Genomic DNA, 15,496 nt, shown 5'->3' with positions numbered 1-15,496 from the left:
AGCATGACGTTCCGGAGTCGTCAAATCAAGAGCCCCTTACTCGAAGCGCATGTGCTTCACCGACTCGCCCGAGAACTGCAGCTCCTGCAGCGACTCGATGCCGATTTGCAGGTGGCGCTTCACGAAATCGGTGGTCACTTTCGAGTCCGATTCTGAGGTTTTCACGCCTTCGGGGGTCATCGGGTTGTCGCTCACCAGCAGCAGCGCGCCGTGCGGGATGTCATTCATGAAGCCGACCACGAAAATGGTGGCCGTTTCCATGTCCACAGCCAGGGCGCGCACGCGGCGCAGGTAGTCCTTAAAATCCTGGTCGTGCTCCCACACGCGGCGGTTGGTGGTGTACACCGTGCCGGTGTAGTAGTCCAGCTCGTGCTTTTTAATCATCGACGAGACAGCGCGTTGCAGGCGGAATGAGGGCAGGGCCGGGATTTCCTTGGGCAGGTAGTCATCCGAAGTACCGTCGCCGCGAATGGCCGCGATGGGCAGCACCAAATCTCCGAGCTTGGTCTTTTTCAACCCGCCGCACTTGCCCAGAAACAGGGCCGCCTTGGGCTTGATGGCCGACAGCAAATCCATCACCGTGGCCGCCATCGGCGAGCCCATGCCGAAGTTGATGATGGTGATGCCATTGGCCGTGGCCGTCTGCATGGGCTTGTCCAGCCCGCGCACTTCGCACTCGAACTGCTCGGCAAACATGTACACGTAGTTGCTGAAATTGGTGAGCAGGATGTACTGCCCAAAGTCGCTCAGCGGCACGCCGGTGTAGCGCGGTAGCCAGTTGTTGACAATCTCTTCTTTGGTCTTCATAAAAGTGTTTTGAGTGGCGGGATGGCTAAGTTCGGGAGTGAGAAAAGGGTATGCGTTTCGGAGTCACTTAGCCACTCAGTTGCTCAGTCACTCGATACCAGACCCCTACCTTTGGAGGTGATGCAAGCCCTGGACCTGCCGCCTTTCGACGCCAAACTTACGCAATCGGCCACAAATCAACCACTCATCTGGGATGGGCTGCGGCGCAAGCACGTCGTGCTCACGCCCGAGGAGTGGGTGCGCCAGCATGTCGTGCACTATCTAATCAACCACCTGGGCTACCCGCGCGGCCTGCTGGCCCTGGAGCGCGGCCTGCGCTACAACCAGCGCCAGAAGCGCACCGACCTGCTGGCCCTCGACCCCGCCGGCCAGCCCCTGCTGCTGGTGGAGTGCAAAGCGCCCTCGGTGGCGATTGATGCCGCCGTGGCCCGGCAGGCCACCACCTACAACCAAACCATCGGCGCACCGCTGCTGCTGCTCACCAACGGCCTGGTGCACTACTGCTGGCGGGTCGATTTCGCGACGCGGACCAACGAGCGACTGGAGGAGATTCCGCCGTTTGAGGCAGCGGTGGGGCGGTAGGTTGTAGGCCTTTGCAGGAAGCCGTATATCCGGCTAGCCAAGCAGTACTTCGGGTTAATTCAAGCGGGGGTAGTACATAGCATTTTATTAATGGTGGCGCGTGAGGGATATTATTAGTATATGATATATAATATGTTATATTTGATTGCCTGCCGGAGAAGCGCTTCAACGCGCCAGTAGTGGCTTGGTGAGGGAAAGCTGAGCGGTAGGATGATTTTTTGTTCACCTCAAAATATAATTCCTATGTCACCTTAACTACACGTTTCCGACAGCAGAATATATAATTAGGGATGGATAGCCAGGCTTTTCATTCCATGATGAGGCCGTGATTTACGGCCTGAAAAGCGGCTGGGTATTTCCTGCTTCACTCCGAAATACCGCCGCGCAGCACCCGCCCGCGGGTACGCTGAACCAGGCGTTGAAGCCCTGCGCGCATCGCCTTGAGCATTGAAGCCCCACTCCCGGCTACCGTTTGATAATCGGGTTCCCCTTCCGGCTGGTGCTGCACTTGCAGCACCCCATGCGCTTGCACCCGGTAGCCCCGCTGCCGGCCCGGCCGCGCATTGCGCCCAAGCAGCGGCGCACCCAATGACTCCGCATTTTAGAATGGTGTGCCGGCTCGTCGCCTGGGGCTGTGCTGCGGCTAATAGGCAGTGTAACAGCTGCCCGGCACCTTTTCTGCCCATCGCATTTTTTTGCCAATAGCCATGAAAAAACATGAATCAATTATCGCACGTGCCAGTGCCCCCGGAACCCCCTGGGGCAGCGTAGTATCACCCGGCAAGTATGAGCCAATAAATTGCGAACGAAACCAGAAACCCACCGCCGGTTGGCAACGGCTGGTGCTGGCGGTGCTGGCCTCCGTCTTATTATTTTCAACGGTGAGTTTCGGTCGTGTAATGCCCTTGGGCACAGCGGCCAGCGCTGGCACCAGCGCCACGGCCACCACCTGCCCATCGCCGCCTGTCCTTTCGAGCGCCAACGTCACGGTCACGCAACCTACCTGCACTATCCCTACCGGGTTTATTCAGGTGCTGAATGCGCCGTTTAACAGCGTGGCCCAACTCACGCCGAACGCGCCCAAACCGTCTGGAGGCAATGCCTACCTGTTCTCGTACCTGGTGCCGGGCACCTATAGCCTGACCCTGACGGTGAATGGCTGCACTTCCGCGCCATACACCGTCGTCATCAATCCGGCTCCTGCGCCGCCGGTGCTCACGCTGGCCAACGTCAGGGTAACGCAGCCCAACTGCACCACCACCACCGGTTTTATTCAGGTGCTGAACCCGCCGGCGGGGGCCACGGCCCAGCTCACGCCGAATGCGCCCAAACCGTCCGGAGGAAACTCTTTTCTGTTCTCGTATCTGCCGCCGGGCACTTATAGCCTCACGCTCACGGTGAACGGCTGCACCTCGGCTCCGCTGACCATCGTTATCAAACGGGCCAAACAAGCCGTCACCAGCTTCACCCTGGTCGATGCGGATACCGATACCGACATTATGCCCCTCACCAACGGGATGGTGCTCAATTTGGCCACGCTGCCCACGCAAAACCTGAGCGTGAGGGCCAATACCACCTCGGCCCGTAGTATCAGCAGTGTCGTGTTCAGCCTCCATGGGCCTACCAGCCAGAGCCAGACCGAGCTCTATGCCCCGTACACGCTGTTCGGCGACAATGCCGCTGGCGACTACTTCGGCCATACCCTGGCCCTGGGGCGCTACGAGTCCTTGTCGGCCCAGCCGTACTCCGCCACCGGTTGCGCGGGCACCCCGCTGGAAATCGCCTTCTCTGTAATCAATGAGCCTACTACGCCCGGCCATATCACCTACACCTTGGTCAACGCCAATACCGGCTTCGAGTTTATGGCCCTCACAGACGGGGCCACGCTGAATCTGGCCACGCTTCCCACTCGCAATCTGAACATCCGGGCCAACACCAATCCCGCTACAGTGGGCCGGGTCGAGTTTGAGCTTGGAGGCACCCAGACCTGGAGCCAGACCGAATTTCTGGTCCCATATGCGCTGTTCGGCGACAACGGCGCGGGCGACTATACCGACTGGACCCCTGCGGCCGGTAGCTATGTCCTCACCGCCACGTCCTACGCGGCCGACGGCACCGCGGGCACCCCGCACACCATCACCTTTGATGTGATTGATGGCGCGGCGCGCATCGCCGCCGCGTCTTCCGCTGGCAGCCCGGCCCCCGTGGCCCGCAAAACCGCAGGCAATACGGAGTTGACGGCGTTGGTGAATGCATACCCCAACCCGTCGGACGGCCAGGTAAGCCTGCTGTTGCCCGAGGCTTTGCAGGGCGAGGTTTCCTACACATTGGTGTCGGCGCTCGGGGCGAAAGTGAGCAGCGGGACCCTCCCGGCTCTGAACGGGGCCACCACCCTTCGGCTCGATTTCTCCCGCCAGATGCAGGCCAGCGGCGTCTACATGCTGCACCTAACCAGCGCGCACGCCCAGGCACACCTCAAACTGCTGCGCCGGTAATAATCAATCATTGGCAAGGCCCCACATGGAGCTTCTCCCGCCCACTGAGGCCATTTCACGCCGATAATCAGTAATGCAAAAAGCCCGGCCGCAATTGCTTGCGACCGGGCTTTTTAAATGGAAAACGATGGGCAGAAGGCCCTATCTTTTCGGCTTTATTTTCGTCTTGTTGCGCTTATCCTTCACCTTGGTATCGGCGGGAATGGCAGTTTGGGCGGGGGCTGCCTGAATTACCGTAGTAGAAGCCGGGTCAGTGGTGGTCGTGGTCGATTCCGTAGTGGTGGAAGTCGCAGGCGCGGGCGTAGCCGTAGGGTACGTGGCCGGGGCGGGCGTCACCGTCGTTTGGCGCGTGGTAGTAGTGCTGGTGCTGCTTTGGGCGTTGGCCGAGAAACCACAAACGGCGAGGAACAAGGCGAGAACGAGGGGTTGCTTTTTCATAGGACCGATAGGTTAGTGAAACAAAGTGCCTGCGTCGTTTTAGAACGCTGCAATTGAGTTGCCTCTAACGCGGGAAAGCAAATTCGGGTTCGATTCGGATATAAGTAATTAGTATGAAGGTGATTATATGGTTGGTGGTTTGTTAGGGTTAGGTGCAGATGGGCCCTTGATGAAATGCACCAGCAGCCAGCAGGGCCAAAACTACTCCAGGCAGTAACCCTGATTTCCGCATACGCTTGCGCTTTTGCTGGGACCGGCCAGAAATCCGGCGAGCAGACCCAATAGCTTTTACGGTTGTGCTCTATTTGCTCAGCGCCGCGAATTATGCCTCAAGCACTGGCAAAAGCAAGTCGCTGACTTACCGGATAGTTGATAGCGGGAACCTGGTCTGTATCGGAATAGTCTAAAATTAGGCAAGCAATTGCAATGCCAGGATTATATGAAATAATAAATATTTGCTCGACTATAAAGTTGAATTATAAGTAGTAAAACAGGGAGATATGCCATATCTAGACTGTGTGTACACATCAGCTTTAGAAAAAAATGTAATTATTATCACTTGATGACTTATTAACAATATAAATTTGTATATATAAATTTGTATAAGCAGCTGCCCAAAATCTCTCCCACATTCTAACCTTTACTGTCATGCTTACTCTAGATAACCTCGTGTCCGAGCTGCAAATGCAGCAAGTTGAGTTAATCGTTGGTGGTGGCCGTCGTCGCCACTACAGCCGCAGCAGCAGCAGCAGCAGCACCCGCCGCAGCAGCAGCCGTCGTCGTCGCAGCAGCCGTCGTCGTCGCTAAGCCGGCGTGTCGCAATCTGATATGAGGCAGTAACTGTATTGGATTGCACTAGCGAAAAATAAGAGCTGGAAAAGCGGGACTTATTCTGTTTTTCCAGCTCTTGATTTTTCCTACTTACCGGGTCGCGGTAAGCGCCGCAATTGATTCTGGCCCCACGCCCGCCTGTACCGCCTTTTCTGCAATCATACTTCAAGCCTCTGCGCCTATGAAAGCTCAAAGATTTTACCTTTCGCAAGGGGTGAGCGTGCGCGAGCACGAAGATGAGTTCTACATCGAAACCCTCAAAAACGAGTATAAAATTAACCGGACGATTGCCACGTTCATCGGCCTGCTGGATGCCCCCAAAACGGCCCCGGAGCTGACCACCGGATTGCAGGCCCTCATAACCGGGGCCAGCGCGGCGGTGGTTGAGCCGTTGGTGGCTAAGTTTCTCAAAGACCTGCACCGCCTCGACGTGGTGCGCAGGGAAGGGGAGGCAGACCTGGTGCCCCGAGCGGCGCTTTATGAGCCAGGCGCGCAGCTTGGCCAATACCTGATTACCGAATTGCTGTCGTTGCACGACGACGTGCAGGTGTACCGGGCCACCGACGGCGAAACCGGCCAGCCGGTGGTGCTGAAGCTGTTTTCCCACAAGCCGGAGAGCATCCGCCCCGATACCCACCTGGATGATGACTTTGAGCAGTTTCAGCAGGAGTTCGACATTATGCGCGCCCTGCCGGCGCACCCTGGCATCTGCCTGCTGCATGCCTACCACACCGAGCCGTACCACTACGCGGTGCTGGAATATCTGCCGGGCGCATCCTTGTCCGAGGCCGCCCGCAATGTCAACATCTGCGAGGCCACCGCTACGGAACTGGCCACGCAAATTTTGTCGGCACTGGCCCATCTGCATGGCCACGGCATTGTGCACGGCGACATCCATGCCCGCAATTTTGTGGTGGATGCCGACCGGGTAACCATGATTGATTTTGGCTATGCGTACCGCGTGGGCATTTCCGAGCGCGAGCAGCTCATCTGTCGGGGCGGCGTGCCCACCTACATGGCCCCGGAACGCATTAAGCAGCACAACTATAAGTTCAGTAAGCAGGCGGCCGATTTCCGCGCCGAAGTGTACCAGATTGCCCTCGTTATTTTCAAGCTCTACCACAAGGAGCTGCCCTTTGCGGGCGAAACTTGGCTAGAGCGGGCCGCCTCGATTGCGACCTATGATTTTAGCCTGCATTTCAGTCCCTCCGTGCCGCACGAGCAAGTGCTGTTGCACGCGCTCCAAAAGGACCCCCAGGCGCGCTATGCCAGCGGCCAGGAGCTGCTGGCCGCCTGGCAGCAGGCCCTCGCCGTGGAAATGCCGGCCCTGGCAGTAACGCCCTAGCGGCCCGCGCCTGCCGGAATGCCGCATTCAGCGGCGGAATCTTCACCATTTTTCTCGAAACGCCATGGTAGACTGTCAGTTGAAAAACAACGATTGCGGCATCAGCGCGGTGAAGACCATCTTCAATATCTTCGACCAGGACGTGAGCCGCAAGTACATCCAGCAGAATATCTTTCTGGATGAGCAGGGCTCAAGCCTGACCGACCTGCAGAATTTCCTGCAGCAGCACGAGTTCTCGGCCCTGCTGCGGATTCTCGACATCAACCACCTGCAATCGAATCCGGCCGGCTGGCAGGAGCTGATTCCGTTTATCATGCCCATCGTGCACGAAAACGGGCTGCACTACGTGGTGGTGGATAAAATAAGAGGGGCCAAGCTGCGGGTGCTGGACCCCGCTAAAGCTAACGAATACTACGTGACGTTGCCCGAGCTGAAGCACATGGCGTACTTCAGCAAAAGCTACTGGAACCTGGTGCAGATGGAGCAGAAGCTCATGGTGCTCTGCAACCAGGAGCTGTTGCCCTACGACGTGAGAATTGAGCAGGCGCTCACCACTAACAACGCCAGCACGCTGTTCAACAAGCTCAGCTACTTCTCTTATTTGAAGGAGAATTTTGGGCTGAAGGACAAAGAGGCCGAGCAGAATTTCCTGCACGACCTGCTGTTCAACCAGGAAGCCGGGGCCCTGCCCAAGCACTTCCGGGCCCTGAAAAACAGCGAAACCCAGATGATGCTGCAGGCCCCGCTGGTGCTCACCGTGGCCCCGCTACCCCCCAAGCCGGACCAGATAGCCCCTAAGGCTCCGGCCACCCGCCCCGCCGGCGCGCAGCCGGAACCCAGCCCTTACCTCACCCTGCTGAAGGAGCTGGGCCAGTACCGCAAAATCTGGTACATCTACATTTTCGCGGCCCTGTTTTCGGCCATGACGGCCCAGCTGTCGGTGTTTATCAACCAGGTGCTGATTGACTACGTGCTGCCGTCCTACCAGCTCAATACGCTGGTGGTGTTTGCCATTGGCCTGGGCGTATTCAAACTCTTCGACCTGGCTACCCGGCTCAATGTGTCCTTCGTGGGCATTCACATGGGCAACATTCTGGATAAGTACTTCTTAACGCGGTTCGATGAAAAGCTGAACCAGTATTCGTTGCCCTATATCCAATCTTTCAAGCGCGGCGACCTGACCGAGCGCATGAGCGACGCCTTCAAGCTGAAGGGGTTTTTCCTGCGCTTTTTCACCAGCATTCTGGTCGATGTCTTCGTGTCGGTCTACTCGCTGGGCATTCTGTTCTACATCGATGCGAAGCTGACCCTGGTTATCTGCGTGGTGATGGTGGCCTTTTACGGCTGGTTCCGGCTGGTCACGCCCACGCTGCGGCGCAACGAGCGGCTGCGCTTCCTGCGCAAGTCCGAATTCTTCACCCGAATGATTGAGAAGCTCGACGGCATTCAGGTGCTCAAGTCGTTCCGCATCGAGGAAACCTACTCGCGCAAGCTGCTGCAAATCGTGAATCAGCTGCTTAAAGTGCAGATAAGCAACAAGTACGTCGACCTGGTGAACGTGGCCGTGGTGTCCATAATCACCATGCTGGCCTCGCTGCTGATAATTGTGGTGCTCACCAAAAAGGCCATCCTCAACAACGCCATTTCGCTGGGCCAAATCATCACCTTCATTGCTCTCTCGGAGCGGGTGTTCTCGTCGTTGCGCGGCATCCTGTCCGAAAACCTGGAGCTGCAGGAAAACGAGGTGGTTCTGCGCCGCTATCTCGATTTTGAGGAAGCGCCAGCGGCTACCTCTGCGGCCCGGGGCATCGAGGATTTTTCGGTAAACAGCCTGGCAATGTGCGAGCTGGGCTTTGGCTACAACCCGCAGCAGCTGGTGCTGCACAACCTCTCGTTTGAGGCGGTGAGCGGGGACAAAATCCGCATCGAAGGCCGGAACGGCTCCGGCAAAACCACCCTGAGCAAGGTCCTGACCGGCCTCTACGAGCCCGCCGCCGGCCGCATGCTGCTCAACGACATTGACAGCCGCTTCTACGCCACCGAAAAAGTGAAGGACAAGCTGGTGCTGGTGACCAACGAGGACATTTTATTCAACGACACCATCGAATTCAACATTGCTTTCGGCCGCGACGTGTCGCCGGAGCGCATCCTGCACATGGCCCGCAAAATTGGCCTCTACGAGTTCATCGCCTCAAAAGAGGAAGCCCTGGGCTTTCTCATCAATGAAAACGGCCGCAACCTATCCACCGGCCAGCGCAAAAAGATACTGCTGCTGCGCGCGCTGTTTTCGGCCGCCGATGTGGTGATTCTCGACGAAGTGCTTTCCGGAATTGACGCGGCCTCGCGCAAGCAGATTGAATACCTGCTCAACGAGTTCACTAGCAAAATCCTGATTGTGATTTCGCACGAGAACATCGATTACATCCAGTTCACCAAGCATTTTTCCCTCGAAAATGGAACCCTTGTCGTACCGGCCTAACATGGCCACCCGGCTCATCCAGGTGTTTGGCGGCCTGCTGGTTGGCTTTCTGGTCATCTCCATTGGCCTGCTGATTTTCATGCACATTAACGAAACCATCGACTTTAAGGAAGGCGAGATTTACTCCCGCAATCCGCAGTCGGTTATTCGGACGCCCACCGATGTGCACGTTGTGAAAGTGCTGGTGCGCGAAGGCGACAACGTGCGGCAAGGCGACACGCTTTTCGTACTGGAAAACAAGAAGGTGCAATATGACTACGCCACCACGCGGCAGGAGGTGGGGCTCATCGAGAACAAAATTGCGGTGGCCGAGCGCATGCTGGCCTACACCCGCGAGCGCCGCGCGGCCATTGAGCAGCAGCGCACCCTGTTTCATCAGATTTATGCCGCCGACCTCCAGCAGAACCAGCGGGAACTGCACACCCTGGCCGCCGCCACTGGCTATGCCCGGCAGCAAAACGCCATGACCCGGGACCAGTACCGGTCCGATTCAATTCTGTATGCCCGCCACGCCCTTTCCCGCGTGGAAGCCTCAGAATCGAAAAGCCGCAGCCTGCTCAAACGCAAAGAAGCCTCCGAAACCCGCGCCACCTACGAGCAGAAACGCGCCTACCAGACCACGCTGCTCCAGAATTTCCGGCAGCAGGTTGCCAGCCTCAACATTGACCTGAACACGCTGCAACAGGACGAGCAAAGCAAGCAGCGCGAACTGCTGGACCTGCGCTCCCAACTGGCCAGCGCCCGCAACACGGCCGTGGTGTTAGGCGATGTTGCCAACCAGCTCATTGTGCGGGCCCCCGTGGCCGGCCACATCATCAACCTCTACAACGACCGGCAAAAAACCGAGCTGCTGGACCGCAATCAGCCCCTGGCCGTCATCGCCCCGCAGCAGGAACAGTTCTACGCCAAGGTGATACTGCCCGAGCGCGAGATGGCCTTCGTGCGCACCGGCCAGGCCGTAAACCTGAAAATCAACGCCTATTACTATTACCAGTATGGCGCCATTCACGGCCGCGTCTCCTTCATTTCCCCGGCCAATGTGGAAGACCATTTTTACACCATCGTCCAACTCACCGGCCGGCCCCGCTTTCCGCTGAAAGCTGGATATAAACTTAAAGGCGAGATAATTACCGCCAAGTATACCTTGCTGCGGTACGCCGTAAAAAAGTTGTTTGACAAACTTGACAACTACAATGAAACCTAATCATCGGGCCGCTTTCTCGCTGCTTTTGCTGCTCCTGATTATTGCCCGGCCCGGCCATGGTCAGACCGTGCTGGCATATGCCGATTGTGTAGAGCGGGCCTTTCAGCAGAATTTGCAGCTCAAGCGGGCGCTGCTCGACTGGGAAGCCGCCACCGTGCAGCTCAAACTGAAAAAAGCTGACATATTGCCTACGCTCAACGGGCAGGTGCGCAATAGCAATTCAGTAGGACGCAGCATCGACCCGCTCACCAATAATTTCATTAATAGCCAATATAATTCGGTGAGCGGCACCGCCTATTCATCGGTTTATCTATTTCAGGGGTTCAAAACGGCTAATGCCATTAAGTCGGCCAAGCAGGAGGTTGAGCAAAATACTAATCAGACGCAGGCCATTAAAAACGAAATAATGGTCGATGTCGCGCTGGTCTATATTCGCATTAATTATTTGCTGGAATTAATTAAAAGCCAGCAGCAGCAAGTCAAATTAAGCGAGCATCTGGTGAGCCTGACCCGGCTCAAGCTCAGTGCGGGCCGGGTGCCGGCCAGCGCATTGTTTAAGCTGCAGTCGCAGCAGGCCACCGAGCAGTTAAATGTAGTTACCAGCCAAAACGAGCTAAGCCTGGCGTACCTGGACCTGCGGCAGCTCATCAACGCGCAGCCCACAGAAGACATCGTTATTAGCCCATTATCGGGCAATACGCTATCAAATATCGACTTCCAAACACCCGCCCGGGAGGAAGTAGCGCAGGCCGTCGAAACCCAGCCGGCCCTGGTGGCGAAGCGGCATAATGCGGCCCGGCTCTACCACCAGATTGCCGTGGCCCGGGCTGATAAATACCCGTCCCTGCAACTAACCGGCTCCCTGGGCTCCGATTATAGCAATACCAATCTGGAATACAATTTCAGCAACCAGATAAATAACAATATGTACTACGGGACGGGGCTGGTATTATCAATCCCGCTATTTAATAGCTTTCGCAATAATCTGCTTATCCGGCAAAGCCGTCTGCGCTACCAGCAGGGCATGCTTGATACCGACATTGAGCGCAACCGCTTAACCAAGGTTGTGCAACAAGCCGTGTACGATGCCGAGGCCGCCAGCCAAAGCTGGAATGCCGCCCAAAAAGCCGAAGAGTTTGCTCGTAAAAGCTACGAAGCCGATAATTTAAAATACGAATTCGGTACCATCTCCGTATTCGAGCTTAACCAAACTAAAACAGTTTATCTAAGCGCACAAACTAATCTATTCAGAGCAAAATATGAGTTGATTTTGCGCTCCAGACTCGTCGACTTTTACAAAGGCCTGCCCATGGCGTTGTGAATTATAAAAGCGAAAAACCGAATTTACCAAGCAATGCGCGGCTGTTACTTATACAGCCGGTTGTCCAGCAGCCCATTCACGTAGAACTGCACGCAGGCGCGCAACTCATCGCCGTATTTTTTCACCAATGCCGGGTCGGGCTTGGCGACGGGCTCATTGGGAATGAAATGGGTCTGGTAGGGGTAAAGGTGCACTTCGTTCTTATTGGTCAGCTCGGCTACGAAATCGGAATGCACGAGGTAATACGAGTCGCCGTCGCGGAATATGGCGCGGCCCGGGCTGGCTGCATCAAACACCGAAGAGCCGAAGGGCAGCAGCGCTGGCTGCTCCTGCGCCAGGCCCAGCACATCAAGTACAGAAGCAGGTACATCGACCTGCTCGCTGATGCGGTGCGGGTTGGCGGCCGGCAGCGGCTGGCCGGGGCGGAAAAACAGCAGCGGCGTTTTGTGCACGCCCAGCGGGTTTTGGTAGCCGGCACGGTCTGATTGCGACGTATGGTCGGCCGTGAGCACGAACAGCGTGTGCGCGTACCACGGCTCCCGGCTGGCCGCCGCGAAAAAGCGCCGCAACGCCATGTCCGCGTAGGCAATGGTGGGATGAATGGGCTGCGTGCCCACCGGGAATTTGCCTTGGTACTGCTTCGGCAGTGAGAATGGCTCGTGCGCGCTGAGCGTGAACAACGTGGCCATAAACGGCTGTTTGGTGGCCGTGAGCTGGCGGTTGAAGTATTGCAGATAAGGCTCGTCGAAAATGCCCCAATGGCCGTCATAGTCGGGGCTGGCGGCCCCGCCGGGGTACTCATTCAGGCCGTAGTAGTGCTGCATTCCGGCAATGCCGGCGAACATATCGAAGCCCATGGTGCCGTTGGAGCCGGCGTGGTACATGGCCGTGTTGTAGCCGTGGCGGCCCAGAATTTCGCCCAGCCCGTGCAGCTCCGCGGTCTGGAAGCTGGAGGTGATAAACGGCTCATCCATCAGCGAAGGCAGACCGGACAGCACGGCCGGCAGCGCCTCGATGGAGCGGCGGCCGTTGGCATAATTCTCGCGCATGAGCCGCGCCCCGGGGGCGACGGCCAGTGAATCGAAAAACGGCGTGAAGCTGCCCTGGCCGCCGTTTTCCACGCCGTTGTATTCCGAGCCGAAGCTTTCCATCAGCAGTACCACCACGTTGTCGGGCGGGGAGGGCGCGGCGGCTCGGGCGGGCAGCAAGGCGGCGCTCATAGCCGGCCGCAACGCCGTAGCAGTCGGAAAATACCCCACCCGGTCAATCTGCACTTCATCGAAGGATTTCAGCACCGTGAACGTACTGTTCAACGCCAGGTGGCCGAGCACGGCGGGCTGCTGCTCGAAGGCAATGCCGGTGCGCAGCGGCTTGAGCTGCCAGCCGCCACGCAGGCCCAGCACCACCAGGCCCACCACCAGCATAAACTCCGCGGTGCGCTGCACCCAACCCCAGCGGCCGGCCGAAGCAACCTGCTCAGTTAGCGTGGGCATGGGGCACAGCCGCCACAGCACATACACCAGCCCTGCCAGCGGAATGGCCAGGTACCAGTAGTGCAGGCCAATCTGGCCAGCCTGCTGGGCAATGTCATGGCCGATGGTGCTCCACTCGTTGCTCAGCCGCCGCCCGATGAACTTAAAGTATTCCCAATCAATGATATTGAGCAGGAACCCTGGCACGTTCAGCAGCACAAAAAGCGCGCGCAGCCACTGCTGCCCGCGCTGTGCCTCCACCGGCACCAGCAGCGACAGCAGCACCAGCGGCAAATTCAGCCACAGCAGCGCGGCAATATCGAACCGCAGCCCGTGTACGAATGCCTGCGCCACCGCCCCCGGCGCAATGCCCCGGAACGTGACCAGATTAAGGCAGTAAAAACCCAGGCGAAGCAGCGTATAAACGGCCAGCAGCAGCGCAAAGCGACGCAGCAGCAGGCGGATAGCAGGGGAGGGAAGCATTTAAATTATGTTGTCATTGCGAGTGGAGCGCAGCGGAACGCGGTAATCCGTCCTCAAAGCGCAACCAGCCAATTTTCGTGACAAGGATTCACAAATGTTTTTAATTCACACATAGTAGCGAAAAGCCCCGACGCCGTTGCAGGCGTCGGGGCTTTTCACATCTCAGGGCTTAGTGCTTTGAGGGACGGATTGCCGCGTTGCGCTGCGCACCACTCGCAATGACAGGCCCCGTTGCAGTTGCCTATACCGCAGCCAGTTCCAGCACGGTTTCCACGTTCACCAAGGGCAGGCCCCAGGCTTCGGCTACGCCTTTGTAGACTACCTCGCCGTGCACCACGTTCAGGCCGAGGCGCAGGGCCTCGTCGCGGCGGCAGGCTTCCTGCCAGCCCTGGTTGGCTAGTTTCACGGCGTAGGGCAGGGTGGCGTTGGTCAGGGCCAGGGTCGAGGTGTAGGGCACCGCGCCGGGCATATTGGCCACGCAGTAATGCACCACGTCGTCGATGATGAAAGTCGGGTTTTCGTGGGTGGTGGGGTGGCAGGTTTCGATGCAACCACCCTGGTCCACAGCCACATCCACTACCACGGTTCCGGGACGCATGGTCTTCAGCATGTCGCGGGTGATGAGGTGCGGGGCCTTCGCGCCGGGAATCAGCACCGCGCCCACAATCAGGTCCGAGGTTTTGATGGCTTCGCGGATGTTGTACTCGTTCGAGTACTGCGTCACCACGTTCTTAGGCATGAAGTCGTCGAGCTCGCGCAGACGGTTCAGGCTGATATCCATGATGGTAACCTGTGCGCCGAGACCGGCGGCCACTTTCGCAGCCTGGGTGCCTACCACGCCGCCGCCCAGTACGAGCACGTTCGCGGGCTTCACACCGGGTACGCCGCCGAGCAGAATGCCACGGCCTTTCAGGGGTTTCTCCAGGTACTTGGCACCTTCCTGCGGGGCCATGCGGCCGGCCACTTCGCTCATCGGGATGAGCAGGGGCAGGGCGCGGTTGCTGAGCTCTACCGTCTCATAAGCCAGGCAGATGGCCTTGCGCTCAATCATGGCGTGGGTCAGCTCCTCGCCGCTGGCGAAGTGGAAGTACGTGAACAGCAGTTGGTTTTCCTTGATGAGCGGATACTCCTCGGCAATCGGCTCCTTCACTTTGATAATCATCTCGGCCTGCCCGTACACGTCGGCAATGGTGGGCAGGATGGTCGCGCCGGCGGTCTGGTACTCCTCGTCCGAGAAGCCCGAGCCTTCGCCGGCGGTGTGTTGCACCAGCACGTTGTGGCCATGCTTGCGCAATTCGGCTACGCCGGCGGGCGTGAGGCCCACGCGGTTTTCATTGTTTTTAATCTCCTTAGGAACGCCAATAATCATGAGCGAATGGGGGGAAGTGATGGAGTGGGGGAGGTGAGCTTTCGAGCCGCAAAGATAGGGCGCGGGGGTACTACCCGGTACGCCAAGATTTGGTTCAGCTTATGCTTCCGCCAGCAGCGCGTTCAGGTCGAGGGCGCGGGTGTACATCTGCACTTCGCCGTTGGCCGTCATGGGCCACTGCTCGCGCGGCCGGTCCCAGTACAGCTCCACCCCGTTGCCATCGGGGTCGTCGAGGTAAATGGCTTCTGACACGCCGTGGTCGGCCGAGCCGGTGATGGGGTAATTGGCTTTTACCAATTGCTTAAGCGCGCCGGCCAGTTCGGCCCGCGTGGCGTAGAGAATGGCCGTGTGGTACAGCCCCGCGCCCTGCTTGCGGGCGGGTGGGCCGCCCAAGCTGTTCCAAGTATTGAGCCCGATGTGGTGATGGTAGCCGCCGGCCGAAATAAACGCCACCTGATTGCCAAAGCGCTGCACCACCTGGAAGCCCAGAATGTCGCGGTAAAAGCCCAGAGCTTTGTCGATGTCAGTGACCTGCAAATGGATGTGGCCGATGCGCGTTTGCGCCGGCACTACGTAGGGGGCGCTGGCTTCAGAAGCGGCGCTGCTGGTTTCGTTTGCCATGATGAAGAGGGTAATTAATAAAATTAATGTACCAACATCAATCCAAAAT

At 57.9% G+C, this 15,496-nt stretch carries 12 protein-coding genes; 7 read left to right on the top strand and 5 right to left on the bottom strand.

The window, feature by feature from the left end; all coding sequences use genetic code 11:
- Positions 1–36 precede the first annotated feature (36 nt).
- Positions 37–807, bottom strand: a complete 771-nt coding sequence (locus tag ACYU70_RS05065; RefSeq protein WP_342299207.1) for an AMP nucleosidase — start codon at positions 805–807, stop codon at positions 37–39.
- A 120-nt stretch (positions 808–927) separates the two neighbouring features.
- Here ACYU70_RS05065 and ACYU70_RS05060 point away from each other — a divergent pair, with 120 nt between their 5' ends.
- Both ACYU70_RS05060 and ACYU70_RS05055 read left to right on the top strand, forming a co-directional pair.
- Positions 928–1,389 carry a type I restriction enzyme HsdR N-terminal domain-containing protein gene (locus ACYU70_RS05060; RefSeq protein WP_342299246.1) on the top strand — a complete coding sequence of 154 codons (462 nt, stop codon included), beginning with the start codon at positions 928–930 and terminating at the stop codon, positions 1,387–1,389.
- A gap of 881 nt (positions 1,390–2,270) precedes the next feature.
- Positions 2,271–3,884 carry a T9SS type A sorting domain-containing protein gene (locus tag ACYU70_RS05055; protein WP_460615908.1) on the top strand — a complete coding sequence of 538 codons (1,614 nt, stop codon included), beginning with the start codon at positions 2,271–2,273 and terminating at the stop codon, positions 3,882–3,884.
- Between the two features lie 141 nt (positions 3,885–4,025).
- Here the strand turns inward: ACYU70_RS05055 and ACYU70_RS05050 are convergent, their stop codons facing one another.
- Entirely contained in the window at positions 4,026–4,322 is a 297-nt protein-coding gene (locus ACYU70_RS05050) for a hypothetical protein (RefSeq protein WP_342299203.1), read from the bottom strand.
- Between the two features lie 648 nt (positions 4,323–4,970).
- On the opposite strand from ACYU70_RS05050, the gene ACYU70_RS05045 reads away from it, so the two are divergent.
- From ACYU70_RS05045 to ACYU70_RS05025, 5 genes are all read left to right on the top strand, one after another.
- Entirely contained in the window at positions 4,971–5,129 is a 159-nt protein-coding gene (locus ACYU70_RS05045; RefSeq protein WP_342299201.1) for a hypothetical protein, read from the top strand.
- A 205-nt stretch (positions 5,130–5,334) separates the two neighbouring features.
- On the top strand, positions 5,335–6,498 hold the full coding sequence (locus tag ACYU70_RS05040; RefSeq protein ID WP_342299199.1) for a serine/threonine-protein kinase: 1,164 nt from the start codon (positions 5,335–5,337) through the stop codon (positions 6,496–6,498).
- 64 nt (positions 6,499–6,562) lie between these two features.
- Positions 6,563–8,977, top strand: coding sequence for an ABC transporter transmembrane domain-containing protein (locus tag ACYU70_RS05035; protein WP_342299198.1), 2,415 nt, complete (start codon positions 6,563–6,565; stop codon positions 8,975–8,977).
- Positions 8,952–10,181: an HlyD family secretion protein gene (locus ACYU70_RS05030; protein WP_342299196.1), complete on the top strand. Its 1,230-nt coding sequence runs from the start codon at positions 8,952–8,954 to the stop codon at positions 10,179–10,181. The genes ACYU70_RS05035 and ACYU70_RS05030 overlap by 26 nt, the downstream gene beginning before the upstream one ends.
- On the top strand, positions 10,171–11,502 hold the full coding sequence (locus ACYU70_RS05025; protein WP_342299194.1) for a TolC family protein: 1,332 nt from the start codon (positions 10,171–10,173) through the stop codon (positions 11,500–11,502). The genes ACYU70_RS05030 and ACYU70_RS05025 overlap by 11 nt, the downstream gene beginning before the upstream one ends.
- A gap of 44 nt (positions 11,503–11,546) precedes the next feature.
- On the opposite strand, the gene ACYU70_RS05020 is transcribed toward ACYU70_RS05025, so the two are convergent.
- From ACYU70_RS05020 to ACYU70_RS05010, 3 genes are all read right to left on the bottom strand, one after another.
- Positions 11,547–13,457 (bottom strand): LTA synthase family protein, encoded by a 1,911-nt coding sequence (locus tag ACYU70_RS05020; protein WP_342299192.1) that lies wholly within the window; start codon positions 13,455–13,457, stop codon positions 11,547–11,549.
- A 241-nt stretch (positions 13,458–13,698) separates the two neighbouring features.
- Entirely contained in the window at positions 13,699–14,826 is a 1,128-nt protein-coding gene (gene ald / locus ACYU70_RS05015) for an alanine dehydrogenase (protein ID WP_342299191.1), read from the bottom strand.
- Between the two features lie 99 nt (positions 14,827–14,925).
- Entirely contained in the window at positions 14,926–15,447 is a 522-nt protein-coding gene (locus ACYU70_RS05010) for a VOC family protein (protein WP_342299190.1), read from the bottom strand.
- Between the last annotated feature and the right edge of the window lie 49 nt (positions 15,448–15,496).

The organism is Hymenobacter segetis (genome assembly GCF_054776495.1).
Note: the sequence above shows the minus strand (reverse complement) of the source record. Positions and strands in the feature narration are given on the sequence as shown.

What these genes read in the sequence shown, in the direction of transcription:
- ACYU70_RS05065 (WP_342299207.1), bottom strand. Translation starts at nt 807, where the DNA reads ATGAAGACCAAAGAAGAGATTGTCAACAACTGGCTACCGCGCTACACC.
- ACYU70_RS05060 (WP_342299246.1), top strand. Translation starts at nt 928, where the DNA reads ATGCAAGCCCTGGACCTGCCGCCTTTCGACGCCAAACTTACGCAATCG.
- ACYU70_RS05050 (WP_342299203.1), bottom strand. Translation starts at nt 4,322, where the DNA reads ATGAAAAAGCAACCCCTCGTTCTCGCCTTGTTCCTCGCCGTTTGTGGT.
- ACYU70_RS05045 (WP_342299201.1), top strand. Translation starts at nt 4,971, where the DNA reads ATGCTTACTCTAGATAACCTCGTGTCCGAGCTGCAAATGCAGCAAGTT.
- ACYU70_RS05040 (WP_342299199.1), top strand. Translation starts at nt 5,335, where the DNA reads ATGAAAGCTCAAAGATTTTACCTTTCGCAAGGGGTGAGCGTGCGCGAG.
- ACYU70_RS05035 (WP_342299198.1), top strand. Translation starts at nt 6,563, where the DNA reads ATGGTAGACTGTCAGTTGAAAAACAACGATTGCGGCATCAGCGCGGTG.
- ACYU70_RS05030 (WP_342299196.1), top strand. Translation starts at nt 8,952, where the DNA reads ATGGAACCCTTGTCGTACCGGCCTAACATGGCCACCCGGCTCATCCAG.
- ACYU70_RS05025 (WP_342299194.1), top strand. Translation starts at nt 10,171, where the DNA reads ATGAAACCTAATCATCGGGCCGCTTTCTCGCTGCTTTTGCTGCTCCTG.
- ACYU70_RS05020 (WP_342299192.1), bottom strand. Translation starts at nt 13,457, where the DNA reads ATGCTTCCCTCCCCTGCTATCCGCCTGCTGCTGCGTCGCTTTGCGCTG.
- ald (WP_342299191.1), bottom strand. Translation starts at nt 14,826, where the DNA reads ATGATTATTGGCGTTCCTAAGGAGATTAAAAACAATGAAAACCGCGTG.
- ACYU70_RS05010 (WP_342299190.1), bottom strand. Translation starts at nt 15,447, where the DNA reads ATGGCAAACGAAACCAGCAGCGCCGCTTCTGAAGCCAGCGCCCCCTAC.